Here is a 23,486-nt window from a genome sequence, read left to right on the forward strand (position 1 = left end):
CTCTGCTCTGCAGGCTTTCAAATAATAAAATTAAGCAATCAAAAGGACCATGCCTAAATAGCAGGCAGCTCCAATGGAGCTTATTTACGCTTAAGACTTTTAGTGATAAGAAGATGGTTTTTCTCCGCTCTTCGCCAATACTCCATGTTGCTGGTGAAGGCTCTGATAAGAGTTATTCCCATTCCACCCGGGTCTGAAGTAACCGGATCTGTATGTGGTTCCTTTTCATATTCCAGGGGATTGAAGGGAATCCCGTCGTCGATCAGTTCGATTTCAATATGGCTTTCCCTTAAACCCAGGCGGATAAAAATCTGGTGTTCCTTCGAATCATCAAAAGCAAAACGGATGATATTGGAAAATAACTCTTCAATGATCAGCTGGATCTGCCTGATTTCTGATTTGGGTACAGTCCACTCTTTATCAAGAAATACCAGATCTTTACGGATCCGGGAAATCTCTTGTATATGAGAACAGTATGTAAACGTCCGTTCCATGCTACTGTTCCCGAATAAATTCCACAGGATTGGTCCGGGCCAGACGAATGGTATGGTAGAAAACGGCAATCCAGCTAAAGACAACCAGGATAGCTGCACAGACCGGGAAGACCCAGACCGGGATATCGACCCGGTATTTGAAATTTCGCAACCAGCGCTCCATCATAAACAGGGAGACTGGTATGGAGAGAGCAGAGGAGAGAATGGCCAGCCACAGGTAATACAGCAGCTCCGGAAAAATAATCTGATGGACCCTGGCCCCATTGATTTTTTTCAGTGCAGCCGGTTTGATCCGTTTCTGCATGAAAAAACCGCTTAATGCAAACAGGCCCAGGCCGGAAATTATAATTGAGAGTATGCTGAAAATGAGTAAGAGATGGATCTGGATCAGTTCCGACTCGTAGAGTTCCTCAATCAGGGATGAGGTGAAATAGTATTCCAGGGGGTAGGCGTGAAACAACTCATCCCATACGGATCTTAAATGCTCCAGGGCCGTTTCCGGACTGCCTGCAGGCAGGATGGAGAAGCACCATAACCAGGTATACTTGGGAAATATAACCATGGGGGTGATTTCGTAATCAAGCCCCGACAAATGGAAATCCTCGACCACTCCGGTCAGCGGGCCCGGCCAGATAAACCCGGGATGAGGAAAATTAAGTTGCAACTCTCTTCCTATCAGATCTCCGGGATCATCCGAAATCATCCTGGCAGCAGTTTCATTCAGAACAAAATACTCTATGGAATCCGAAGGCTTATATTGTACCGGAAAATCTGAACCATAAAGGACATTGATATCATAAAACCGGAAAAACTCCTGATCCACAGGGAACAGGAATAATTTTTTTTCGCCTTCATCCACCCCGTCTATCTCAAAGGTATTGGCGTCCATGGCCTGACCCGTGGGTTCCTCCATACTGCCGGTTACATTGGCTATATGCGGACTTTCCAGCATTCGCTCTTTGAAAACTTCAAAGTTGTTTACAATTTCGCGATGAAGGTGGTGCAGGTGGATGGCTTCCTGCCGGGATGCTCCCAGCTGCCGGTTCATGGCATAACTGGTCTGACGGGAAATCAGGATCAGATTGGAAAGAAGAACAAAGGTGATGATGAATTCAAGCACAATGACCGATCTGATAAAGAGATTACGTCCTGCATGATCTCCCGGAACTCCGGGTTTGGAGGAGATATGTTTTATTTGAAGATGCCGGTACAACTTTCCGGTGGATATCAGGGAAGTGATCAGCGCACCGGATATGTTCAATATCAATAATACGATCAGGGGGAGTATAACCATGGCCAGGTTGCTAAACAAATAGGTGCCACCCTGTTTCTCAATGGAAGGGGCAATCAGAATGGTAAAAAGTATTCCAATCACATAAGCGATGCTGCCAATAAAAAGGCTGTCGACCAGGAACTGCCTGAAGAAAACCGATCTCCCGGCTCCCATCTGCCACTGGATGACCAGTTTTTGTATCTGCAACTGACTTTTGCTATAAGCAAGCAGGGTGAAATTGAACCACGCCAATACAAAAACCAGCATGCCGGCTACCATGACGATTAATACGGTGCGGAACCTTACATTGCTTTGTATCTCTCTGGCCTTATGAGAACGCAGATGGATATCTGAAACAGCTTGCAGGTGGGGGGAGATCTGGCTGGAATAGGACTCATCCACATGGTTCTCGATAAAGCGTTTCAGCTGTGCTTCCATCTCCTCCGGGTCGACTGAAGGTTTTAGCTTCAGGTAGGCCCAGGCGGTACCCTCGTATTCAACGGGATTTTCAAAAGAGCTAAGGGCTGAAATCCTGAAGTGAGAATTTTCCGGAAAGTCTTTAATAACTGCTACAACCGTATAGGTGACCGGGTCCACCCCGAACTGATGCACCAGATCCACGGAGCTGCCCACCGGATTAAGCTCTCCAAAGAATTTTCTGGCTGTATTTTCGCTCAATACCACGGTAAAAGGCTCGGACAAAAGGTCTTCTGATGCTCCTTTAACCACCTCCGGCTTAAAAATATCCAGGAACTCCGGATCGCAGCTATACGCATACTCTTCGTAGAACGACCGGTCGCCCAGCCTGAAGGCTGCTTTTCTGAAGGGAGCAATTCGCCCCACAGCTTCGATGCCTGAAATTATCTCGGCAAATGCGATTTTATTCAGTGCACTTCCATGCAGGATCCTGGCTGTATGGCGAAAAAAACCCTCATAATCCTCTTCAAAGGTGAGCCTGTAAATTTGTTCCCTGTCCGGATAACTTCTGTCAAAGGTGAGGTGCCAGGCCGACCACTGAAAAGTGGCCAGGAAGGTGCTTATTCCTACTGCCAGTCCGGTCACCACAAATATGGCGTAAAGAAGGTTTTTTTTGAGGCTGCGTATGGTCAGTAAGAGATGCTTCCCTGTCATATCTGAATCATGGCTGAAACAAATATAACCATTCAAGCCTCATTCAGGGCAGCAGCATGCCTTTAATTTTCACCCAGGAACTCTTCTGCCGCTCTCATGGCATCCACCGCATCACCCAGGATCATTTGGAAACTCATAAATCCATGGATCATTCCGCTATATTCCAGGTACTCCGCCTTTACACCAGCAGCTTCCAGTTTATGGGCATACTCCTTATCACTGTCTCTGAGCGGATCACACTCAGCGGCAATAATCAGGGCGGGAGCAAGATCGTTACTTAGTTCCGCTTCAAGCGGGGAAATATAGGGATTGTCATCTCTCCCTTCCGTCCCCTTGTATGCATTACGAACTCTTTTGAGAAATGCTTCGCTGAGAACATAGCTCCGGTCGGCATTCTTCAGAAAGTGGTTTATGGAGGGATATTCCCTGTCCACAAAGGTGACTGCAGGGTAAAGAAGGACCTGGCAGCGGGGCTGCGGGGTTTGTTTATCCCGGCACATCAAAGTCACTACCGTGGCCAGGTTCCCTCCGGCGCTATCACCCATCACCGAAATCCGGGTGGTATCGATGCCCAGGGAGGATCCGTTTCTAAGCAAGCTCTGGAAGGCAGAATAGCAGTCCTTGATAGCTGCTGGGAAGGGGTGATCGGGAGCGAGCCTGTAATCCACTGATACAATAATCTGTCCGGTCATTCTGGCCAGCTTGCTGGCCATGATATGGTATTGTTCCACACTCCCCAGAACAAAACCTCCTCCATGAAAAAACAGGCATGCCGGCTGGTGGCCCTGAAGGCTTTCCCTGGTGGGATAATAAATCCTGACCGGAATTTCCACTTCGTTGAACAGGAGAGTCGTATCCACCAGTTTTTTCTGGGAAGGAGTGAACAGGTTCAACATACAGGGCGCGGGTTCTTTTACGGTACTTTCCTCCATCACACGGGTCATCCTTTTGAGGACCATCAGGGCGGCCGGTTTCAGATAGGTGCCGGGTTCGGCCGTGGCCAGTTTCTCCTTTTTTCTGTCGCTTTTAGGAATATATTTCCCCGGCACCTCCGTGTAGCCACTGAGAAAAAGAGTGAACAGGAATACGGATGCAAGTACTTTTTTCATCAAAAGTCTATTTCGATATGGCTATCAGGCGACTTGCTGTTCTGAAAATCAGCATCCCATCCGTGATGCCCGGAGTGACCAGGGAAACCTCCCCCAATGGAATCTTCTTCAGAAGCTCATATTCCTTTCCGGCTTTCACGATGTACAGATCACCATCCTCGGAAACCAGGTAAAGCTTGCCGTCAGAAGCTACGGGCGAGGCAATAAAACTGGCGGGATTTACAGTTTCCCGGTAAATGATTTCCCCGGTTCTTGCATCAAAACAGCTCAGATTCCCGTTCCACCGGAGGCGATAGAGGAGACTGTCATATACCAGGACCGAACTCATGTAGGCTCCCTGCCTGTTATAATACCAGGCAAAATCTTCTCCCGGCGAATCTTCTCTTGGCGGGTAGGGTATTTCACCCCGGGCACTGTTTTTTACAGCCATTAAAGGAGCCAGGGAACCGTGTGCACTATTAAAAAAGATCAGGTCTTTCCATATGATGGGAGAAGGAACCGGGATATCCCCCCCTCCGGACATGCGCCATATCTCCTCTCCGGTATGCAGGTCATAGGCCCCCCGGTGCTTAAAACCATTAAGCACCACACGGGGCGAACTTCCCTCAAAATAGAGATTGGGAGTGCACCAGGTGGATATTTCATCCCTTTGCTGTTTCCAGACGGTAGCACCACTTTGGAGGTCCAGGACCGCCACAAAAGCGGTATTCAGGGCATCGGCCTGGATGATCACTTTGTCTTGAAATATCAGTGGTGAGCTGCTGAATTCCCACTCGGCTGATTCAACCACATTCCAGGCGGATTTGATCAGGCCAAAATCGCGTTTCCAGAGTAGTTTTCCCTCTACATTGTAGCAATAGAGCCCTTCGGATCCAAAAAAGGCGATAACATGGATCCCGTCAGTGGCTATGGTCGTATTGGCATGCGATGATTTTGGGTGGCGTTTGACCTTCGGAATGCCCTGGCAGGCATCCTGTTCCCAGACCAGCCTGCCGGAACCTTTATCGATGCATAAGACCTTCCATACATGTTCAGAGGAGTCATTTATGGGGGTGATATCTCCATACATCCCCGGCAGATAGCCTTCCCGGTCCTCTTCGCTGACCGCTGTGGTAATAAATACCCGCTTGTCCCAGATAACCGGGCAGGAAAGGCCCAGGCCGGGTACCGGGATGTTCCACTTCACCTGGTAGGAAGATTCGATATGGAAACTATCCGGAAGATGGGCATCATCCAGAAAGCCTGAAGCAAAGAAACCCCGGTAAGACGGCCATTGCCGGTTGGTCTCCATGGCTTCAAAAAAAGAATCCGGGCTATGGATATCTTCCCCGAGCAGGGACTGGGCCCCGGAGTCGAAGAAGAAGGCCAGGGCCAGGCTTGTAATGATCAGATGAAGAACAGTCAGTTTCATGAGTTCTGTATTTGTTAATACATATAAAGTTATGATATTTTAAAAATATGATAACTTTGAGTGTGCAGATAAAGCTCATTCAACCCTCCATAGAGATACTGGATCTCAGGATTGATGAACCCATCACAACGGCCACCGATCTGATCCTGGCGGCCATTTGTTTCTATGCGTTTTTCAGAATCCGCCGGCTGGAAAGTGAAGGGAAAGTGAAATGGTATTTCAAATACTATTTTCTAACGCTCGGACTTGGGGCTACTTTTGGGGGGATCTTAGGCCACGCTTTTCAGTACCGGCTTTCAGAGGAATGGAAACTGGTGTCCTGGGTTCTGACTCTGGGTTCCGTGGCATTGATGGCCCATGCCCTGCTGGAAGTGGCAAGACCGCATGTGAGACCAGGGATTACCAGGTTGATCTCCAGGTTTAACTTACTGGTCTTCCTGATTGCACTCTTCTATACCCTCTGGACCCTGGCATTTTCCCCGGTCAAGTACTATACCATCTTTGGAATGCTGATGGTCGTGGGTTCTCTGAGCTATTATATCTACCACAAGACCGGAAACCGGGCTATGCTGAAACTGATGGGAGCGGTGGGCATTGCTTTTCTCTCTGCCGTCATCTTTAGTTTTGGATGGGGATTGAGCCCCTGGTTCAACCACCAGGACATCAGCCACGTTATTTTAAGTTTCAGTGCTTTCAGTCTCTATAAAGGGGCAGCGCTGATCATGGACGGGCCAATAATCGGTCCCTGAAAGTTAAGGGTTCTCCTTATATTTTACATGTTAGAGTACTAATCCTTCAGTATGGGGCGCCTTCTTGTACTTGCAACACTCTTACTTACCAGCATGCATGGCAGACTTTGCGCACAGCGCTCCATGGTTGCCCATCCCATGGAGTCGGCCATCGTCATTGATGGGATTCATGAACCTGAAAAATGGAGAGGGGCCGATTCTGCAAGCGGTTTTGTGCAAATGGCGCCTCTGCCCGGGGAGCCCTCTTCGCAAACAACGATAGCACATATCGGATATGACAGCATTAATTTATACATCAGTGCACTCCTGTACCAGGAGACGGCAGTACTGGCAAAGGTGATGAACCGGGATATTCTCACAAAGGGAGATGACTGTTTTGTCCTGGTGATTTATCCATATAACGACAATCGCTCGGGATATGGATTCTGGACCAATCCACTGGGAACACAGACCGACTTCAGAATTAACGACGATGGAAAGAGCATTGATGTGAATTGGGATGCGGAGTGGAAGACTGCATCCACAAAGTCCGAATGGGGCTGGACCCTGGAGATGTCTATTCCATTTAGAAGTCTGCGCTTTAAACCGGGAAACGATACCTGGGGACTTAACTTTAGCAGGATATACCTCGCCAATCTGGAGACTACTTACTGGTCGGGCACACTAAGTGATGATTTTAGAGTTTCGCAGGGGGGGAAAGCTCACAGGGATCAGAATTCCATCCTCTGCGAGTAAGCTTTCCCTTTATCCCTATGCAACCATTCGCTATGAAAACAATGAATTTACCGGAGTAAACAAAAGGGTAAGACCGGATGCCGGTGGAGATATTAAATGGCAGATATCCCCCAATTTAACAGCCGATGCTACTATAATTCATGATTTCGCCACTGTGGAAGCAGATCAGGAAAGGATAAATTTGACCCGCTATGAGTTGAATTACCCCGAAAAGCGACTCTTCTTTCAGGAAGGGAACGAGATGTATGGAACCCGGATCAGAACCTTCTATTCCAGGCGCATACAGGATATTATGTACGGAGGCAAGCTAAACGGAAAAGCCGGCAAATATAATTTCAATGCCATGAATGTGCGTTCGTTGCAGATGGACGAGGAGGATGAGGCCCCCTCATTTTTTACCACTGCCAGGGTTAAGCGGGATTTTCTGGGATCAAGCTCCCTTGGTCTCTCCTTGGTGGATAAACGCAATGATTCCAGCTATGTAAGCTCCATAAGCGGGAACTATGTGCTAAACCTGGGTGAGACATGGAAGCTCACCGGACAGTTTGTGGCCATTGTTCCCGGTGATCTGCTTTCGCATTCCGCCTGGTTCATGCGCTTTGCCAAAGAGAATAACTTCTACCACATGCATGTCCGCTATACAGAGATGGGTGAGCACTTCAGGGAGAATATCAACCAGGCTGGATATGTAGTGGATGACGACCGCAGGGAGGTGGACAGCGATCTGAGTTACCGATGGTGGATCCGGAACAAAGTATTCCGCTATATGGAGTTTGAAACCAGGAACAATGTGTTCTGGGCGAGAACTAGCGGGGTGCTCAGAAGCTGGAATATTAACGAATCGGTGGTATTCTACTTCCAAAACCGATTTTCATTAACCTATCTGTACAACAACGAATACAAGCTGTTCGAGAAAGACTACTACAACCATCGACATACCTTTAGCCTGGGTTATAATACAGCTGAATGGAGTCATGCCTTTGCCGAATATTCCTTTGGCCACAATTTTGACCGTGATTTTCAACGGTATTCCCTGGGCGGAAGAATGAAAATCACGTATAAGATGGCTTTGGAGTATGGTGGTGACCTGATCAGGTTCACACCCGATGAAGACCATATGTCTACACTTATCAATGTGCTTTCAGTCGACTATAACTTTACGAGCGATCTCTGGATCAAGTTGTTTGCGCAAAACAGCACCGGAAACAGCAAGATATATATTTATGGACTGGCCGGATGGCGATTCAATCCTCCATTCGGAGCTGTATACCTGATCTACTCTCGTGACCAGGAGGCCGGGATCATGAGCGACCTGGCACAAGCCGATGCCTTTTTTCTGAAGTTCACACTTCCGATTACTGTATTTCGGTAATTGTTGCGTAACTTGAAGGGAACTTAAAAACTTATTAAGATGAAGCGCTCGCAGTATGCTGAAGAACTGTTTCTCTCCGGATTCAATTGTGCCCAATCGGTCCTGTTGTCCTTTGCGGATGACCTGAAATACAGCAAAGAACTGGCCCAGAAAATTGCCGCAGGGTTCGGAGGCGGAATGGGCAAACAGCAGGAGACCTGCGGGGCAGTGACCGGCGCCATCATGGTACTTGGCATGCTGAAGGGAGAAGAGGTGAATAATAACGAGGAATTGAAGGCCGCTGCCTATGGAAGTGTCAAGGAGCTGCATAGCGACTTTTTTGCGGAATATAAAACCACGCAGTGCAGGGAACTGATCGGCTGTGACCTGAATACTCCAGAGGGATCCCGGAAATTCAGGGAAGAGAAGATCATGGAGAATGTTTGTGCCGGATGTATAAAAAAGGCGGTGGAGATTGTGGAAAACCTCACCGCCTGATCCTGGGATATGCCTGTTTACTGTTCTGTTTTCAGTGGATTCGCTGCTTCCCTGTGGAAGCTCTCCTCCAGGGAAGAGATGCTTTCATCTGATTTCAGGAAACTGATTAACTCGGCCAGCTGCTGAGACTGGCTGTCGAGACTCATTTCACCGATCTCCCGGTTGGGGGCTGAACCGTCTCCCGCATAGTGATTGGGAAAGCTGGCATACCACCAGATCCCGGTATATCCATAGGGAATGTCCAGGCGGGCCTGGTCGCTTCCCGACTGAGTGGCAGCACGGTCTGCATGCACCAGGTCGGGCCGGACTGCAAATACCTCGGAGGTTTCGACCTCATCGGCATGTCCCCCGTAATCGGTATTCCGCAGTTTCTCCAGCTCCTGGTCCAATTTGGAGTCATCGGGGCGGAAAAACACCACCGTGTAATCTTTCTGCTTCGCCAGTTGGGTCTGGCAAAAATAGGAGAAGAGGTTGTTATTGCCGCCGTGACCATTTACAATGACGATTTTTTTAATTCCGTTCCGCGACATTTCTTCACAGGTCTCTTCCAGTATTCTCCATACCAGTTCAGCGCTGTAGGCCATGGTGCCGGGCTGGTGCCGGGCTTCAAAAATCTGTCCGAAATAGAACTCCGGGAAAACCAGGGCATATTCCAGTCCTGCTGCCCTGGAAGAGATCTCCCGGGCCAGGATTATATCCGTGGAGAGCGGCAGATGGGCCCCGTGTTTCTCCATGATGCCGGCGGGAAGAATGCAGACTCCTTTGGATAGTTCCACGGCTTTTACAAAATCGGGAGCCGTGAGTTCATTTCACAGGTAGGGGAGCGAACCCTTTTCAGCTTCCTGGGAAAAGGCATTCAATGAGGTCATGCAGAGCATGGCTAAAGTAATAAGGCTATGTTGAAGTTTCATCATTTCTGGTTTTGGTTTTGTGCTTGTCTGCTGCTAATATATTGAATCTATCGGGATTTCAACAGCATTTTCAAGATCATTCATGGCATTGATCAATTTCAGTTTCCGGTACCCGGAAAGGTCCCCGCGGGTGATCCTGCTTTCCACGATCAATCCCGATTTTATCAGGGAGGCTCGCATGGTTCCTGGCAACAGGGGCGTGTCGGAAGTCGCCCATCGCTTTCCGTCCCAGAAAACCACATTGGCATAAAAGCTGTCCGTGATGCATTCATTTTTAACAATCAGGATATCATCGCAATCCCTGCGTTGCCTGAACAGCTTTTCCAGTGCCGAGCGGTTCTCATATTTGTATGGATACTGGATGGAATCTGAATGAACCATTCTGAGCGAGCGAACCAGATGTGGGTGATAGGCTTCATATTCAATGCGCAGGACCTCTTTCTCATAAATTACCCGGCATTTATATGTATTCTGTTCCAGTCCCCGCGGGACCTGGAGAACTTCGGCAAGCCGGGGATGCACCTTCAAACCAAGTGCTTCGGTCCGGGTCCGTTCAAAGCGTTCCTGATGGAATTCCAGATTCATCAGTGTACCTTGAGAAAGCTGTATGGTTTCAATATACCGGGACATATACTTTCTTTAGCATTTCATCATACTCCTGCTCCCAGGAACTTTGATGGGTGATTCCCCCTCCGCTTTTAAACACCAGTTTTTCTCCCTGTTTCTCCATATACCGGATGGCGACTGCTGTATCCAGCTTACTGCCGTCAAAATAGCCAAAAACCCCGGTATAATAACCTCTTTCATAAGTCTCAATCTTCCGGATGATCTCCAGGGTCTTCTTTTTAGGAGCCCCGCAGATGGATCCGGCAGGAAGCAGGCGAAAAAGAATATCTCCCAAATTCCTTTTAAAATTTTCGGGAAGGCGGCCGGTGACCTCAGAACTCATCTGCAGAAGCTCTCCCCGGTGAGTCTTCAGTTTTTCAATGTATTTGAAGCGCTTAACTCTGACCTGGCTGGCTACGGTACTCAGATCGTTCCGGATCAGATCCACAATGGTATGGTGTTCAGCATCTTCCTTGGGATCGGAGGCCAGCAGTTTGTACGCGCCTGGGATCCCGGCATCCATGGTGCCTTTCATGGGGTTGGAAGAGATCTTCCTGTCCAGGATCCTGATAAAACGTTCGGGACTGAATACCACCAGTTTATTCTCCAGGTAAAGTTTATAGGGGGCCCTGCTGTTCGTGAATATTTCAGACAGGGAGTAGTTGCATTCCACTGCTGTGGGCATGGTCAGGTTCAGGAGAAAGGAGTTTCCATAGAGGATATCCTTCATGACCTGTTCAAAGGCCTGATGGTACTGTTGCGGATCGGGTGGGGTCAAAGTCAGTCGTATGTCAGATCCACGGATACTTTTCAGGGAATGATTCACCATCCCCGGCATTTCCAGGAAGAATCCATTGCTGGCAGCTTCTTCCGGAGTACAGACCAGGTTCTCTTCTCCGCTGAAGCTGATCAGGAACACAAAAGGAAGTTCCCTGCCTGCTAATTCGTTGATTTTCCCGATGGTTGTATGACGGTTAAGAACTTCCATGCTGATCCCCCCACAGGGCTACTGCTCCCATTCCAGAGCATTCCGGGCAATGCTGGTGGCATGACTGTCAATGGTGGAATAGAGCGCCAGGATCTCCAGGTGGGTCTTGCTACTTTCAATGGATTCGGCCATGCCTTCCAAAATGCGGTCGTAGTGCTGTTTTTCCAGCTCTCTGGAGAGGGCCCGGTACTCCTTGTGCTTGGCCTTCATTTTTGCGGCAGTCTGTAGATTCGCCTCCTCAAACACCATCAGAGAGCGCTTCAGCTGCTTCTCAATCTTTTCATGAAATACACGGAGCTCTTTTTTGCCCTGGTCGGAGAAATCATAATCCTTTAAGCACCATTTTTCGGCCCGGGTGGCCAGGTTTCCGGAAATGATATCTGCGATTTTCTCAAATTCATTGAGAGAGTACAAGAGCCGGAAGGTCTCTTTTTGTTGTTTGTTGTTCATGGACTCCCTTTTAATTTTTAAAAAATAGGATTTGATGGCATCGGCCAGGAAATTTACCTCCTGCTCGTGAACATATAGCTCGCCCAGTTTAGAGGCATCCTTTTCCAGAAAGGGGAGTTGAATCAGGGAAAACATGGTCCGGACTATCATTCCCATCCGGATGATCTCCTGTTTGGCCAGATTAAGGGCCAGGGAGGGGGTCGAGATCATGCCCGGATCCAGGTACAGGGTGCGGAAGGCATTTTTGCCCTCCTCCTTCTCCCTGCCAGCAATCCAGTCCACGAATCGGGCGACCTGCGGAGTAAAGGGGAGAATCACCAGCATCAGACCCCCGTTGATCAGGGTGTGTGCATTGGCAATCAGCCGTGGCAGGGGGGCTTCCGGAGTCAGCTGTTCCAGGAGGTGACCCAGGCGTACGGTCCATCCCGCAAAGATGAGCACGGAGATCAGTTTAATTAAAATGAAAGCCAGTGCCACTTTTTTTGCCTCCTTATCCGCTCTCATGCTGGCCAGCAGAGCTGTGACCGGCGTGCCCAGGTTGGAACCAAGGAGGAGTGGAATGCAGGCATCCAGTGAGATCAGGCCCTGTGATGCCAGCACAATCATAATTCCGATAAATGCGCTGCTACTCTGGATAATGGCCGTGAACAGGGCCCCCACCAGGATGCCAGGCAAAGGGCTCTCCAGCCGGAGCAGCAAATCGATAAAGGGAGCAAAGTCCCTGAGCGGAGCCATGGCACCGGACATGATCTCCAAGCCGAAAAACAGGAGTCCGAATCCAAAGAGCGAGTATCCCACTGCCCTGAATCTCTCTTTTTTCGAAAATGCCTGAATAAAAAATCCCACGGCCACAAGCAGCAGACTGTATTCGGTGATTTTAAAGGCGATCAGCTGAGCGGTGATGGTAGTGCCAATGGCCCCACCAAGCAGCACCGGAATGCTTTGCCTGAACTGAAGCAACCCGGCATTTACAAAGCTTACCAGCATAACCGATGTTGCACTGCTGCTCTGAATAATGGTCGTAACAAAGGTGCCGATGCCCGCGCCCACGATCCTGTTCCGGGTGACATTTTCCAGGATCGAACGCAATCGTTCACCGGCCGATTGCTGCATTCCCTCACTCATGGAGTGCATCCCGAAAAGGAATAACCCCAGGCCTCCGAACAAGCTGATCAGCAGTATTAAAACCCAGTTTTTCCGGGCGGCTTTGGCCGTGAAGAAAACTTCATTATCGGGGAATCCCTCGGCGATCCTGGCGGAGATTTGATAGCTGCCCGGTTTCGAACCCAGGGTAAGTTTCGTCCTGGCCCGGCCGGAGGAGTCCGTGATAACCAGCATGGGACTGAGCATTGGATTCTCACTCTCCTCCGGCTGTGCCAAAAGACGAAATTCTACCTGTATGCCCTGAACCGGTTGACCCGAGGCATCCGAAACCAGGACCTCAATTGGAGAGCTTAGCGTAGTCCCGCAGATTCCTGATAATACCCCCGGGGAGGAATTTACGGCAGAGAGTGTCAGGGGAGGAAACCATAATTCTTCATGAATGAAGGTGGTGTCCTGAGCCCGGAGGGAGCCTGCCAGCAGAAAAACGCAAACGATATATATCAGAATTCTGTTCAAGCCCGGGAATTGCGTTTATAAATATACGAATCTTGTTTATCACGAGACCAGCTTTTTTTGATACCAGAGGTCGAGTAAGAACCAGATGAGAATTGATATCAGGTAGATAATTATACCTGTAAGAGAAGTGATCATAGAAACTTTCAGTCCGCCCGCCAGCATGGCCGGGGAAACATCTGCGGCTTCCTCGATGGCGGTAAAAGCAGAAAAGAGGCCGATCAACTGTCCCAGGATGCCTGTGATCATGGTAAACAAACCGAGGGATTTTACATACTTCAGCTGGTACCTGAAACCTTCTTTGCTCACTGCCTTTCCGCTGGAAATTGAAAGGACGAAATAGACAGAAACGGCCACGATAATAACCAATAAAATGGTGAGAATACTCATAAACAGAGAACCACCCATAATAAACCATTCTTTCATGATGATAAATTTTAAATGAAACTTAATTACACGACAAAGTTAGCTGGGACAGGGCATACAGCGCAAGGTCGAATCCGGTCCGAAACCTGCATTCTGCCGACATTCGAACTTCCGAGTGTGAATTTTTGCGATATTTAGATGAAATAGCAAATGAAAACCTGGCATCACATATTATTCTGGATTTTTGTTTACACCTCCCTTACCCTGGTTTTTACCAGGTGGACCCATGTGATCGTGGAGGCATTCTTTTTTGTTTCCCTGTTAATGCCCGTCATTATTGCCACCTCCTATTTCTTTAACTATTTCCTGGTTCCCCGTTACCTGTTTAAACGAAGATTCTTCCTGTTCGGTCTTTATACCTTTTATATGCTGGTGGTTTCACTCTGCCTGGAAATGCAGGCAAGTATCCTGACCGTTTTACTGGTAGCGTATTACAATATTAATGAGAACGGCATGCTTATTACAGATGTATTTATCATGGCCGGAACTCTCTATCTGGTCGTACTGGTGATGTCTTTTATCCTGCTGATCAAACACTACCTGATGGATCAAAAAGCGATTGCAGAACTTGAAAAAAAACAAAAACAACTGGACCAGGGTTATTTCACAGTCCGATCAAACCGGCAGACCGCCCAAGTGAAATATGGGGACCTGCTCTACCTGGAAAGCCTGGGGGATTATATTGAATTTCATCTGGCAAACGGGACCAGCATCTCTTCCAAAGAGAAGATCAGTTTTATGGAAAAAAACCTGCCTGAGGGATTTCTCAGGATCCACCGCTCCTTTATTGTTAATCAGTCAAAAATCTCTTCCTTTTCCAGAGAGTTTGTAGTAGTGGGGGATAAGGAGCTGCCTATCAGCCGCAGTTACAAGCAAAAGGTGCTGATCAGGCTGAACGGGAATTAAGCATCCCCGGCTGCTATTCCAAAGCCTTAGACTCTTCCGGGTTCAGTTTCGCCATCCGGGTTACTTTCTCTTTTGTCACGGTATTGGAAGAGAGTACCAGGATGCAGATCACAAACAGGATGAGTTGCTTGGAATCCTGTAAAACGATAAGTCCCACCAGGGAGAACAGGGCCGCTCCCTCGATCACGGCCCAGCGGACAATCATGGCCGACTGAAACTGCTCGAATTTTCTGGCGAAAGAGTCCCCGGCATCGATGGTCTCCATTTTTCGCGAAGAAATGGTATATCCGGCCGGGATGGATACCAGCAGAAACACATTCACGTAGGTGAGGATATCAATTCCCTCCTTAAATTCCGGAATATTCATCTCATTGAGGTAGATGGCCACTACAAAAAACAGAAGCAATCCGGTATTCATGGCATAGAAAATAATTTTCAGGGCACGGTAGGCCACTCTGGGTTGAAACTTCTCACCGATCATCAGCTGGATATTTATACCAAAATTAGTGGAAATGCCCCAGAAATAAAACAGTCCTGGGAATAGCCCGCATATATCCGCAACAAAGATTGGATACTGGAGATTCAGCGCGTTGTGAACCGGAATATGGTAGAGAGGCTTTCGCTGCCTGAAAAATGGATAATCGCAAACAATGCTTTTGCTATGAGGGTAACAACACCATCTTCAGTGCTTTCAAATTTCCAGGGTTGCGTATTATGCCCTGAAAGTGCTTTTACAGCATACTCAACTAAAAATTTAAAATCATCTGTCTTCATTTTTACTCCTTTTATGTTTTTGTCTTGGCGTGTCTTTGCTTGCCGCTAACGGTTGATGGTATGGTGTCGTGCGGGATTACGAAGCGATTTCCTATCAGTTTACACCGACCTTTTTTACGAGCCACAAACTCTCGTAAACCGCTGAAACCCGCATGCACTATACCATTTGTTGTGCTTTCGTGCTTATTTTTATATTAATCTGTTTTGTCATTTATCAAATGTCCACTTTTTATAGTTTCAAGCAATTTATTCATAAATCGAGACGCAGGTGCACCATCTATAATAGCATGGTCAAATGATGCGGTCAAACAAAGATGCTCTCTTGAAACAAATTTCCTATTTATCTCCACAACTTTGCTTCCAATACTCCCCACAGTTATTAGTACTGTTGCACTTCCATGCGGTATAAACCATACAGCTTCTTTACTAAACATTCCAACAGAAGTCACGGCGACTTTACCATAACTTTTTGACATTCTTATATTTTTATCAGCAATCCTAATAAATGTTTTTAATAAAAAAGTCGGTATTAGATTAAGCCAAGTCTTCCCAGATAAACTTCCAAGCTTATCACTTATCTGTTCTTTTGCTGTCTTTATTTCTGTCTGAATTTGATTAGGTGATTTTTCCTGTGCTCTTTTTATTCCTATCGGTTCGGGGACTTTTTCTCCTTGTATATCTCGTTCGACTAAAACACTAATGGTAATATCTTCAAGTACAATAAGTTTACGACCTTTAATAAAAGAATTAAATTCGGGATATTCTTTTATTGTCTGAGCTAAGCAGGATACAATATATGCCGTTAGTGACAGTTTTTTTCCAGTCTTTTCAAATTGCCTTGTTATTTTTTTTCGAGGTTCTGTAATATCAACCTCCGAGAAACTATGGATTGTATTTTTCTCTTTCGTAACAGTTGCAGATGCAATTACTGCTCGTCTGTTACATGTTAATGGCAAACTTTTATATCCCTTATCTTTAATCATTTGATTCTATTCTCATTATAATGTAGTTGTCTCCCAGCATGAACATAGTAGCAAACAAATATTGTAGTGCTTACTGAATACAAGTTAAGAAGATAAAATCAATGGGGTTTATTCTGGATTACGATTATCCGGAGGATTATTGATTTTGCTGAGCTTGCTCAGGCAGACTCAGGAGCCCGCAAGTGCGAACTGGAATTGGAATTAGTGATAAAAAGTTCAGAATGCTTGCGTTCTGGGACAGAGAGAAATGCAGGTGAAATAATAAAAAAAGCAGCTACACGTTTTATTGTGTAACTGCCTCATATTCAAGGTGAACGAGAGAGGAGTCGAACCCCCAACCTCCTGATCCGTAGTCAGGTGCTCTATCCAGTTGAGCTACTCGTCCGGTACGGGAGTGCAAATTTAATCATTTCCCTATAATTTCAAAACTCTTTTACCGTTGAAGATATAGTAAATTTGACTTAAAATGTACAGATGAAAAAGCTGCTGAAGATACTGGTAATCACCCTGGGAGTGATTCTCGTTTTGTTGATTGTGACTCCGATTCTTTTCAAGTCGAAAATTGAAGCGGAGGTCAAGGAGAAGGTGAACGAGGAGGTTCATGCCCGGGTGGACTGGTCCAGGTTCAGTCTTTCTTTCTTCCGGGGCTTTCCCGACCTGAGCATTAATCTGCACCAGGTATCGGTGGTGGGGGTGGAGGCCTTCGAGGGGGATACCCTTGCCGGGCTTCAGCGTTTTGAATTGCGGGTGAATCCTTTCAGTGCCATCCGGAAGGATATAGTGCTAAAATCCATTCTTGTGGAACGTCCGCTGATCAATGCCATCGTGCTGGAGGATGGATCGGCCAACTGGGATATCAGCGCTGCGGCCATCGAGGAGGAGGATGAAGCTGAGGAAAGTGCTGAAGCCTCTTCCTTGTCTGTCTCCCTGAAGCGTTTTGCGATTACAGACGGACGTATTTACTATCTCGACGAGACCGTTGATATGGAAACTTCCCTGGAGGGCTTTCAGATGGAACTGCGGGGGGACCTTTCCATGGAGCAGACAGAATTAATCATATCCGGCGGTATTGACAGGATCAATGCAAAGATGGATGGGATCCGCTATCTCCGGGATGGGGTCTTTAAGCTGGATCTGATTGTGGCTGCCAACCTGGCGGAAAACAGGTACAGCCTGAAAGAGAACCTGATTAGCCTGAACGGTCTTACGCTGGGCGTGGAGGGTGATGTGCTTTTGCTGGACGATGATGCCATGGAACTGGATCTGAAGTTCTTCTCGCGTGAGACTACTTTTAAAACGCTTCTTTCCCTGGTCCCGGCCATTTATCTGCAGGATTTCGAGAGCCTGAAGACCAGCGGGACTCTGCAACTGGATGGAACAGTAAGTGGAGTAATGAAAGACTCTATTCTTCCCGATGCTACATTGAACCTGCAGGTCAGGGACGGCTATTTCTCCTATCCGGATCTCCCCAGGGATGTTTCCGATGTCCGGATATCCCTGATGGTGGATTACAGGGGAGCCGACATGGACAAGACCCTGGTCGATCTCCAGAACTTTCATCTCTTGCTGGGTGGGAATCCATTTGATTTAAGCATGCAGGTCGATCATCCAATCAGTGATATGCATGTGGCCGGTAAAGCCATTGGCAGCATTGACTTTGCCTCGCTGCAGGACATAGTTCCCATGAAAGATATGAGTCTCGGCGGCAGGCTTGAAGCGGATCTCAGGTGGGATACAAGAATGTCATACATAGAGAATGAAAATTTTGAGGAAGTGGACCTTGATGGTTCCCTGCTGATAGAGGGAATGCTGCTGGAGGCCCCTGAGCTCCCGGTGCCTTTGGTGCTGGAGACAATGAACATGTTGTTCAGTCCCAGGATTGTTGAGCTTACGTCCCTGGATTTGAAGATGGGGGCCTCCGATCTTCATATAAAGGGCGAACTGGTGAATTTCATCCCCTACGTTTTTGACGGTCAGACCATATCGGGCCGACTGGCCGTAAGATCTGCGCTTCTGGATGCCAATGAGCTTATGCCTGAGCTGGAGGAGACTGCTGAGATGGACCAGGTAAGCGGCGATACCCTGGTCCCTGTGCTGCCTGATTCCCTGGCTGAGCCGATAAGGGTGAGAATTCCGGAAAATATGGACCTTGCCATGAGCGTGGATATGCGCCGGGTGGAGTATGCCAAAATTCTATTTGAAAATATCAAGGGAGAGATGCACCTGAAGGAAGGTGTGGCGGGAATGGATCCATTGCGGATGGATCTGCTGGAGGGGAGTATGCTCACATCGGGATGGCTTGATACGCGCGGTGAGTATGCCGAAGCGGATTTCACGGTGGATATGAAAAACGTGGATATTCCTGCTGCCTACAAAACCTTCGTGTCTGTGGGGAAGCTGGCTCCCATTGCCAGATACTTCAGGGGGAAAGCAAATGTGGATATGGAATTCCATTCGCTGATGGACGTAAGCTTTGCTCCACTCTACGAATCTATGAATGCAAAAGGACAGGCAAAAACAGAGGGCCTTCAGTTTTACAACATGGCGGAATTTTTACCCCTGACGGAGATCCTGAAAAATGAGAAATTCAATGAGATGGCACCGGATGAGGTTTATGTTGGGTTCACCGTAAAGGAGGGAAGGGTGATATTCAATCCCTTCACCATGGATTTCTATGATTCAGAAATGACCGTTTCCGGCTCTCACGGGATTGATCTGAGCATGGACTATACCCTGGATATGAAGATTGCCAGAACAGACCTGGGCAGTGGGGCCAATGAAATGTTCCAGGGCATGACCCTGCTTGCTGCCGGCGCAGGTCTGAAGATTCCACAATCAGATTATATCAAAGTTCTGGCCCGTATAGAAGGAACATTCAATCATCCGAAACTGAGCACCGACCTGAGCGGGAATATGAAATCGGCAGGGGAAACGATTCAGGAAGCCTTGGAAGAAAAGGTCACCGGGGAGATAAAGAAGGTGGAAGAGGAGATCCGGGAGGAAGCCGAAAAATTAATTACCGATGCCGAAACAGAGGCTGCCAGGCTGATTGAAGAGGCCAGGAAGGCTGGTGAAGCGTTGATGAAGGAGGCGGAGCTTCAGGGTGAGAAGCTGATGGAAGAGGCTGGCAGCAATCCCTTGAAACAGGTGGCTGCAAAATCGGCAGCCGGGGAACTGAAACGTCAGGCTGAAAAGCAGTCCGCCAGCCTGGTGAGTGAAGCTGAGCTGAAAGCAGCAGCTCTTATTCAGAAAGCCCGCGAAGAAGCCGGCAGAATTTAGTTTTTCCGCCATACAAAAAAAACAGGCTGCCTCTATCGAAACAGCCTGTTGGTTTTTTTGTGAGTCGTATCTAGAATCTTTTCTCTTTGATACGTGCTTTTTTACCCGTCAGATCACGGAAGTAGAAGATACGGGCCCTTCTTACCCGGCCATGCTTATTGATGTCAATTTTATCGATAAAGGGGGAAGCAGAAGGGAAGATCCTTTCCACACCGATATTCCCCGACATCTTACGAACCGTAAAAGTCTCGGTATTTCCTTTTCCCCGTCTCTGGATCACAACTCCCCTGAACTGCTGAATACGCTCTTTGTTTCCCTCCTTGATCTTATAGTGAACAGTGATGGTATCACCCGCACTAAATTTGGGAAGTTCCCTTTCAGCAGCATATTCCTGGTCAACAACCTTCATTAAATCCATGATTCTATTTCTTTATTATATTCTATGCTTCGATTTAACAGGTCGCAAAAGTACAAAAAAAATCCAGTTAATAATAAAATATTCCCCGTTTTATTAACAGCCCTGTTTTATTAATGGGCATCCCCCTGCGGGGCCCTTAATTTCTTGCCGGCATCCTTTACAACCACAGATTTCCACTGTTCGGAATAACCGGGCTGATCCGGACTCAGCGGATAGCCATCTTTGCTGCGGAGAAACTGACCATTCTCCTCCTTTTTGATATTCCCGTCAATGTATTTAACAAGCAGGAACTGTCCCAGCTCCTTGTATCGTTTAACGGTATAATCCCCCATATTCACCGAGTAATTGGTGACAAATTCCCGGGCCACTTCCGGGTTGGTTTCATTCAGGACGGCAGCAGCAGCATCTATGGCTGCAATTTCCGTGATAAACTTCTCTTCCAGCTCCGCCTGTACTTTCCAGACATCTTCCATCATTACATTGTATCTCAGATAGCTGAAGTTGGAGACAAAGCTGAAGGCCCAGAAGGCGGCTGTTTCTGAATAGGTGAGCAGATCGCCGTTCCCTACAGCATATGATTCGGGAACGCGGGTCATACCGCAATACATGGGAACATAAGTGGTGGCTGCAGCATCATCTATGCCGAACCACAGAATTCCTCCCAGCCAGTCGGGTTTCATGGGCCTGCTTTCGGCCACAAAAGAGAAACCTGTCTGCTGGGTGGCCGTGGCACGTTCATTCACATACATTTTTCCATCATATTCCCAGGTGAGCGGACGCCAGCGATAGGGGAGACCAAAAGGTCCGGCTCCGGCATCTTTGCTCATATCCAGTTCCGTTCCCTCCAGGTGGTCTCTCATAAAGTCCATCAGGTCCTTGTTGGAAAGTTTCCGCTTGGGTTTGATAAAGAGCGGCATCCTGTTATCCAGATCTTCTCCCTTTACATAATCAAAGTACTGGTCCATGTCGTCGTTTATATCTTTGAAAAAGGACCATACCCGCAGATCGCAAAACCTGGCACCACCAAAATCGACAGGTGCGTAGGTGTCAGAAAAACTGAAGTCCTCATCGCTACCTTCATAGTAGCCCATTTCACGGGCAAAGGAGATCACGTCGGGTGCATAAATACAGTTTTCCGGATCATCCAGGGGAAACTGCCGGATCCTGGCCTGATTGGCATGGCCCGACACGTATCCGTCCGGAATCCTTACGGCCACCCAGACGGCCCCTTTATTTTTGTTGTAGGTCTTACCGTTTTCAGTTGCCATCTTCATCCCTTTGCCAATAAGTTCCATAATCCAGACCTCGTTGGCGTCTGCGATGGAGAAGGATTCCCCGGAACTGGCATACCCGTGTTCAGCGACCAGATCGCCCATGATTTTAATGGCTTCCCTGGCCGTTCTGGCCCTCTGCAGGGTGATATAAATCAGGCTGCCGTAATCGATGATCCCGGTGGAATCGCGAAGTTCCCCCCTTCCTCCATAAGTGGTTTCCCCGATAGCCACCTGGTGCTCGTTCATATTTCCGACCACGGAAAAGGTGTGAGAAAGCTGGGGGATCCTACCCAGAAATTTATTGGTATCCCACTCGTAGACATCCAGCATGGTGCCCGGGGGATAGTCTGCCGCCGGTCTGAAGTATAATTCTCCATAAAGTACATGGGCATCTGCAGCGTAGGTGATCATGGTCGTGCCGTTCACCGATGCGCCGGGAGTAACCAGGAAATTGGTACATGCCAAAATGTTGCTGCTCCAGATGGCCAGTGCAAGTATCGCGCTAAAAACATGTTTCTTACTCATATTCATTCTTTTGGTTATAAGACTTAATCATTCACACCGAAGCGATGCGCCTGCAAGATTTCATTTTTCTGTCAAACTACCAACACAAGGTATCGAATAACATGGTTTATCGGAAAAAAACAAAAAAAAAGGAAGGAATATTAAAAGATATATTAATATGAACACCCCTGCATATATCAAAGAGGTTCTTCATAAATAACCTGATAATATGAATACACCCCCTTAAATATGGGGGTGTAATGTCCAATTATCATATTAAACATAATTTAACGTAAATTATATATAAATATGGTTGCAGCAAGAGCGAAAGTGATTATCTTTGTGGCATATTATTTGTATCAAATCAGTAAAAGATATATAGGGTAGTTTAGTTGGTAGTTTTAGTTAGTGTTGTAGAAAAGGGTCAATCGCCAGGTTGAACCCTTTTCTTTTGTCAGAAGATGTACGTCAGCAATTCTTCTCTTTCCCGATCAGATAAGCCATAATTGGTTCCTTCCGCTCTGTTTCGGTTCATCAGACTCAGGATCTCCTCTTTCCTGGACTTATCAATTCCTGCTTCCTGGCATTTAACCGGACTTCCGAGCGACCTGAAAAAGGACTCCAGGGCGCTGATTGTATCATCCGCGGAGCTGACTCCAAATAGTTCGCGGCCCAGTTGAAGAATCCGCCCCCCGGCTCTCTCTTTCATCAATTTCATCCAGGCCGGGTAGATAATCGACAGGGTGGCGCCATGGGGCGTATCATACAAAAAGGAGAGTATATGACCCAGCGCATGCACGCCCCAGTCGCCCGATGCCCTTCCATACAGGGTGATATTGTTCAGGGCGTTGGTGGCTGCCCACATAATTCTGGCCCGCAGTTCATATGATTCCAGATCCTTCATCAGGGAAGGACCAAACTCCAGGGCTTCCTGAATGACTGAAATAACAAATCGATCGGAAAGGGTGGCTTCTCCTTTGCCAAACCAGGCTTCCAGGGAATGGGCCACCAGGTCCGCAATCCCGTAGGCGGTGTAGTTGGCCGGCACCGATTGGGTATAGGAAGGATCCAGGAAGGAGTGAACGGGGTAGATCAGTTCGTTTCTATAGCCGATTTTTTCTTTCGTTGCCTCATTCTGCAGAACCGCAACGGCATTCATCTCTGTCCCGGTCGCTGCAAGGGTCAGAACCGCAAGCAGAGGTTTGGCCGTAAGGGGCGCATACTTGCCGGTCATTAGTTCCCAAACATCACATTCCTCGGCGATGCAGATGGCTATGATCTTTGCGGAGTCGATCACACTTCCTCCCCCGACAGCCACCACCATATCTACTCCGGCTTCCACTCCAATCCTGGTTGCTTCCATCACATCTTCCACTCTGGGATTGGGTTTAATTCCATTAAATTCAGTGATATCAATACCCTGGTTTTTCAGTTGCTCCAGGGTATCCCGGTAGCTGCCGTTCCGGAGCACAGAACCGCCCCCATAAACAAGCAGGGCCTTTTTCCCAAGCTTTGCCGCACCGGGCCCAAGTTCTTTGACCACATTTTTTCCAAAATGGAGTTTCACCGGATTATAAGCGATAAAATTGTACATAGCAA

Annotated in this window: 20 protein-coding genes, 1 tRNA gene and 1 pseudogene; 6 read left to right on the top strand and 16 right to left on the bottom strand. The window is 47.7% G+C overall.

The features are described 5' to 3' along the window. Positions 1 to 80: 80 nt before the first annotated feature. From P1P86_03925 to P1P86_03940, 4 genes are all read right to left on the bottom strand, one after another. Positions 81 to 494, bottom strand: coding sequence for an ATP-binding protein (locus P1P86_03925; GenBank protein MDF1574324.1), 414 nt, complete (start codon positions 492 to 494; stop codon positions 81 to 83). 1 nt (position 495) lies between these two features. Next, positions 496 to 2,898 (bottom strand): ABC transporter permease, encoded by a 2,403-nt coding sequence (locus tag P1P86_03930; GenBank protein MDF1574325.1) that lies wholly within the window; start codon positions 2,896 to 2,898, stop codon positions 496 to 498. A 62-nt stretch (positions 2,899 to 2,960) separates the two neighbouring features. Next, a complete protein-coding gene (locus tag P1P86_03935; protein MDF1574326.1) occupies positions 2,961 to 4,007 on the bottom strand; it encodes an alpha/beta hydrolase in 1,047 nt (348 codons plus the stop codon). Positions 4,008 to 4,014: 7 nt separating this feature from the next. Then, entirely contained in the window at positions 4,015 to 5,418 is a 1,404-nt protein-coding gene (locus tag P1P86_03940) for a PQQ-binding-like beta-propeller repeat protein (protein MDF1574327.1), read from the bottom strand. A gap of 56 nt (positions 5,419 to 5,474) precedes the next feature. On the opposite strand from P1P86_03940, the gene P1P86_03945 reads away from it, so the two are divergent. Genes P1P86_03945 through P1P86_03960 form a run of 4 tightly spaced genes read left to right on the top strand, consistent with a single transcriptional unit; the run spans position 5,475 to position 8,751 of the window. Further along, positions 5,475 to 6,167: a hypothetical protein gene (locus P1P86_03945; GenBank protein MDF1574328.1), complete on the top strand. Its 693-nt coding sequence runs from the start codon at positions 5,475 to 5,477 to the stop codon at positions 6,165 to 6,167. Positions 6,168 to 6,218: 51 nt separating this feature from the next. Continuing rightward, complete coding sequence (locus P1P86_03950; GenBank protein MDF1574329.1) at positions 6,219 to 6,902, top strand: carbohydrate binding family 9 domain-containing protein; 684 nt, start codon at positions 6,219 to 6,221, stop codon at positions 6,900 to 6,902. After that, positions 6,838 to 8,274: a DUF5916 domain-containing protein gene (locus tag P1P86_03955; protein ID MDF1574330.1), complete on the top strand. Its 1,437-nt coding sequence runs from the start codon at positions 6,838 to 6,840 to the stop codon at positions 8,272 to 8,274. The genes P1P86_03950 and P1P86_03955 overlap by 65 nt, the downstream gene beginning before the upstream one ends. Before the next feature lie 39 nt (positions 8,275 to 8,313). Further along, positions 8,314 to 8,751, top strand: coding sequence for a C-GCAxxG-C-C family protein (locus P1P86_03960; GenBank protein ID MDF1574331.1), 438 nt, complete (start codon positions 8,314 to 8,316; stop codon positions 8,749 to 8,751). A gap of 17 nt (positions 8,752 to 8,768) precedes the next feature. Here P1P86_03960 and P1P86_03965 read toward each other — a convergent pair. The 5 genes and pseudogenes from P1P86_03965 to P1P86_03985 all read right to left on the bottom strand — a co-directional run bounded on the left by P1P86_03965 (position 8,769) and on the right by P1P86_03985 (position 13,749). Further along, positions 8,769 to 9,545: pseudogene (locus tag P1P86_03965) on the bottom strand (creatininase family protein). Between the two features lie 150 nt (positions 9,546 to 9,695). Beyond that, on the bottom strand, positions 9,696 to 10,292 hold the full coding sequence (locus P1P86_03970) for an aminotransferase class IV (GenBank protein MDF1574332.1): 597 nt from the start codon (positions 10,290 to 10,292) through the stop codon (positions 9,696 to 9,698). Further along, positions 10,276 to 11,256, bottom strand: coding sequence for an aminodeoxychorismate synthase component I (locus tag P1P86_03975; protein ID MDF1574333.1), 981 nt, complete (start codon positions 11,254 to 11,256; stop codon positions 10,276 to 10,278). Before P1P86_03975 ends, P1P86_03970 begins: the two co-directional genes overlap by 17 nt. Before the next feature lie 18 nt (positions 11,257 to 11,274). Then, the gene (locus P1P86_03980) at positions 11,275 to 13,326 is read right to left on the bottom strand and encodes a Na/Pi symporter (protein MDF1574334.1); all 2,052 of its coding nucleotides are present in this window, start codon (positions 13,324 to 13,326) and stop codon (positions 11,275 to 11,277) included. Positions 13,327 to 13,365: 39 nt separating this feature from the next. Beyond that, positions 13,366 to 13,749, bottom strand: a complete 384-nt coding sequence (locus tag P1P86_03985; GenBank protein ID MDF1574335.1) for a MotA/TolQ/ExbB proton channel family protein — start codon at positions 13,747 to 13,749, stop codon at positions 13,366 to 13,368. A gap of 150 nt (positions 13,750 to 13,899) precedes the next feature. Between P1P86_03985 and P1P86_03990 the strand changes: the two genes are divergently transcribed. Then, positions 13,900 to 14,655, top strand: coding sequence for a LytTR family DNA-binding domain-containing protein (locus P1P86_03990; GenBank protein MDF1574336.1), 756 nt, complete (start codon positions 13,900 to 13,902; stop codon positions 14,653 to 14,655). A 13-nt stretch (positions 14,656 to 14,668) separates the two neighbouring features. Here P1P86_03990 and P1P86_03995 read toward each other — a convergent pair whose 3' ends face one another. From P1P86_03995 to P1P86_04010, 4 genes are all read right to left on the bottom strand, one after another. After that, positions 14,669 to 15,136, bottom strand: a complete 468-nt coding sequence (locus tag P1P86_03995) for a hypothetical protein (protein ID MDF1574337.1) — start codon at positions 15,134 to 15,136, stop codon at positions 14,669 to 14,671. Between the two features lie 101 nt (positions 15,137 to 15,237). Continuing rightward, positions 15,238 to 15,429 carry a hypothetical protein gene (locus P1P86_04000; GenBank protein MDF1574338.1) on the bottom strand — a complete coding sequence of 64 codons (192 nt, stop codon included), beginning with the start codon at positions 15,427 to 15,429 and terminating at the stop codon, positions 15,238 to 15,240. Between the two features lie 194 nt (positions 15,430 to 15,623). Then, on the bottom strand, positions 15,624 to 16,412 hold the full coding sequence (locus P1P86_04005; protein MDF1574339.1) for a 2-oxo acid dehydrogenase subunit E2: 789 nt from the start codon (positions 16,410 to 16,412) through the stop codon (positions 15,624 to 15,626). A 311-nt stretch (positions 16,413 to 16,723) separates the two neighbouring features. Next, a tRNA-Arg gene (locus tag P1P86_04010) sits at positions 16,724 to 16,797 on the bottom strand. A gap of 89 nt (positions 16,798 to 16,886) precedes the next feature. Between P1P86_04010 and P1P86_04015 the strand changes: the two genes are divergently transcribed. Beyond that, a complete protein-coding gene (locus P1P86_04015; GenBank protein ID MDF1574340.1) occupies positions 16,887 to 19,691 on the top strand; it encodes an AsmA-like C-terminal region-containing protein in 2,805 nt (934 codons plus the stop codon). A 70-nt stretch (positions 19,692 to 19,761) separates the two neighbouring features. On the opposite strand, the gene rplS is transcribed toward P1P86_04015, so the two are convergent. From rplS to P1P86_04030, 3 genes are all read right to left on the bottom strand, one after another. Beyond that, positions 19,762 to 20,109: a 50S ribosomal protein L19 gene (gene rplS / locus P1P86_04020; protein MDF1574341.1), complete on the bottom strand. Its 348-nt coding sequence runs from the start codon at positions 20,107 to 20,109 to the stop codon at positions 19,762 to 19,764. Between the two features lie 110 nt (positions 20,110 to 20,219). After that, the gene (locus P1P86_04025; protein ID MDF1574342.1) at positions 20,220 to 21,908 is read right to left on the bottom strand and encodes a C69 family dipeptidase; all 1,689 of its coding nucleotides are present in this window, start codon (positions 21,906 to 21,908) and stop codon (positions 20,220 to 20,222) included. 433 nt (positions 21,909 to 22,341) lie between these two features. Then, positions 22,342 to 23,481, bottom strand: a complete 1,140-nt coding sequence (locus tag P1P86_04030; protein ID MDF1574343.1) for an iron-containing alcohol dehydrogenase — start codon at positions 23,479 to 23,481, stop codon at positions 22,342 to 22,344. Between the last annotated feature and the right edge of the window lie 5 nt (positions 23,482 to 23,486).

This window comes from Bacteroidales bacterium (assembly GCA_029210725.1).
Lineage (GTDB): Bacteria > Bacteroidota > Bacteroidia > Bacteroidales.

Excerpts from the sequence above, each read along its gene's own strand:
- P1P86_03925 (MDF1574324.1), bottom strand. The coding sequence starts at position 494 with ATGGAACGGACGTTTACATACTGTTCTCATATACAAGAGATTTCCCGG.
- P1P86_03930 (MDF1574325.1), bottom strand. The coding sequence starts at position 2,898 with ATGACAGGGAAGCATCTCTTACTGACCATACGCAGCCTCAAAAAAAAC.
- P1P86_03935 (MDF1574326.1), bottom strand. The coding sequence starts at position 4,007 with ATGAAAAAAGTACTTGCATCCGTATTCCTGTTCACTCTTTTTCTCAGT.
- P1P86_03940 (MDF1574327.1), bottom strand. The coding sequence starts at position 5,418 with ATGAAACTGACTGTTCTTCATCTGATCATTACAAGCCTGGCCCTGGCC.
- P1P86_03950 (MDF1574329.1), top strand. The coding sequence starts at position 6,219 with ATGGGGCGCCTTCTTGTACTTGCAACACTCTTACTTACCAGCATGCAT.
- P1P86_03955 (MDF1574330.1), top strand. The coding sequence starts at position 6,838 with ATGATTTTAGAGTTTCGCAGGGGGGGAAAGCTCACAGGGATCAGAATT.
- P1P86_03960 (MDF1574331.1), top strand. The coding sequence starts at position 8,314 with ATGAAGCGCTCGCAGTATGCTGAAGAACTGTTTCTCTCCGGATTCAAT.
- P1P86_03970 (MDF1574332.1), bottom strand. The coding sequence starts at position 10,292 with ATGTCCCGGTATATTGAAACCATACAGCTTTCTCAAGGTACACTGATG.
- P1P86_03975 (MDF1574333.1), bottom strand. The coding sequence starts at position 11,256 with ATGGAAGTTCTTAACCGTCATACAACCATCGGGAAAATCAACGAATTA.
- P1P86_03985 (MDF1574335.1), bottom strand. The coding sequence starts at position 13,749 with ATGAAAGAATGGTTTATTATGGGTGGTTCTCTGTTTATGAGTATTCTC.
- P1P86_03990 (MDF1574336.1), top strand. The coding sequence starts at position 13,900 with ATGAAAACCTGGCATCACATATTATTCTGGATTTTTGTTTACACCTCC.
- P1P86_03995 (MDF1574337.1), bottom strand. The coding sequence starts at position 15,136 with ATGATCGGTGAGAAGTTTCAACCCAGAGTGGCCTACCGTGCCCTGAAA.
- P1P86_04000 (MDF1574338.1), bottom strand. The coding sequence starts at position 15,429 with ATGAAGACAGATGATTTTAAATTTTTAGTTGAGTATGCTGTAAAAGCA.
- P1P86_04005 (MDF1574339.1), bottom strand. The coding sequence starts at position 16,412 with ATGATTAAAGATAAGGGATATAAAAGTTTGCCATTAACATGTAACAGA.
- P1P86_04015 (MDF1574340.1), top strand. The coding sequence starts at position 16,887 with ATGAAAAAGCTGCTGAAGATACTGGTAATCACCCTGGGAGTGATTCTC.
- rplS (MDF1574341.1), bottom strand. The coding sequence starts at position 20,109 with ATGGATTTAATGAAGGTTGTTGACCAGGAATATGCTGCTGAAAGGGAA.
- P1P86_04025 (MDF1574342.1), bottom strand. The coding sequence starts at position 21,908 with ATGAGTAAGAAACATGTTTTTAGCGCGATACTTGCACTGGCCATCTGG.
- P1P86_04030 (MDF1574343.1), bottom strand. The coding sequence starts at position 23,481 with ATGTACAATTTTATCGCTTATAATCCGGTGAAACTCCATTTTGGAAAA.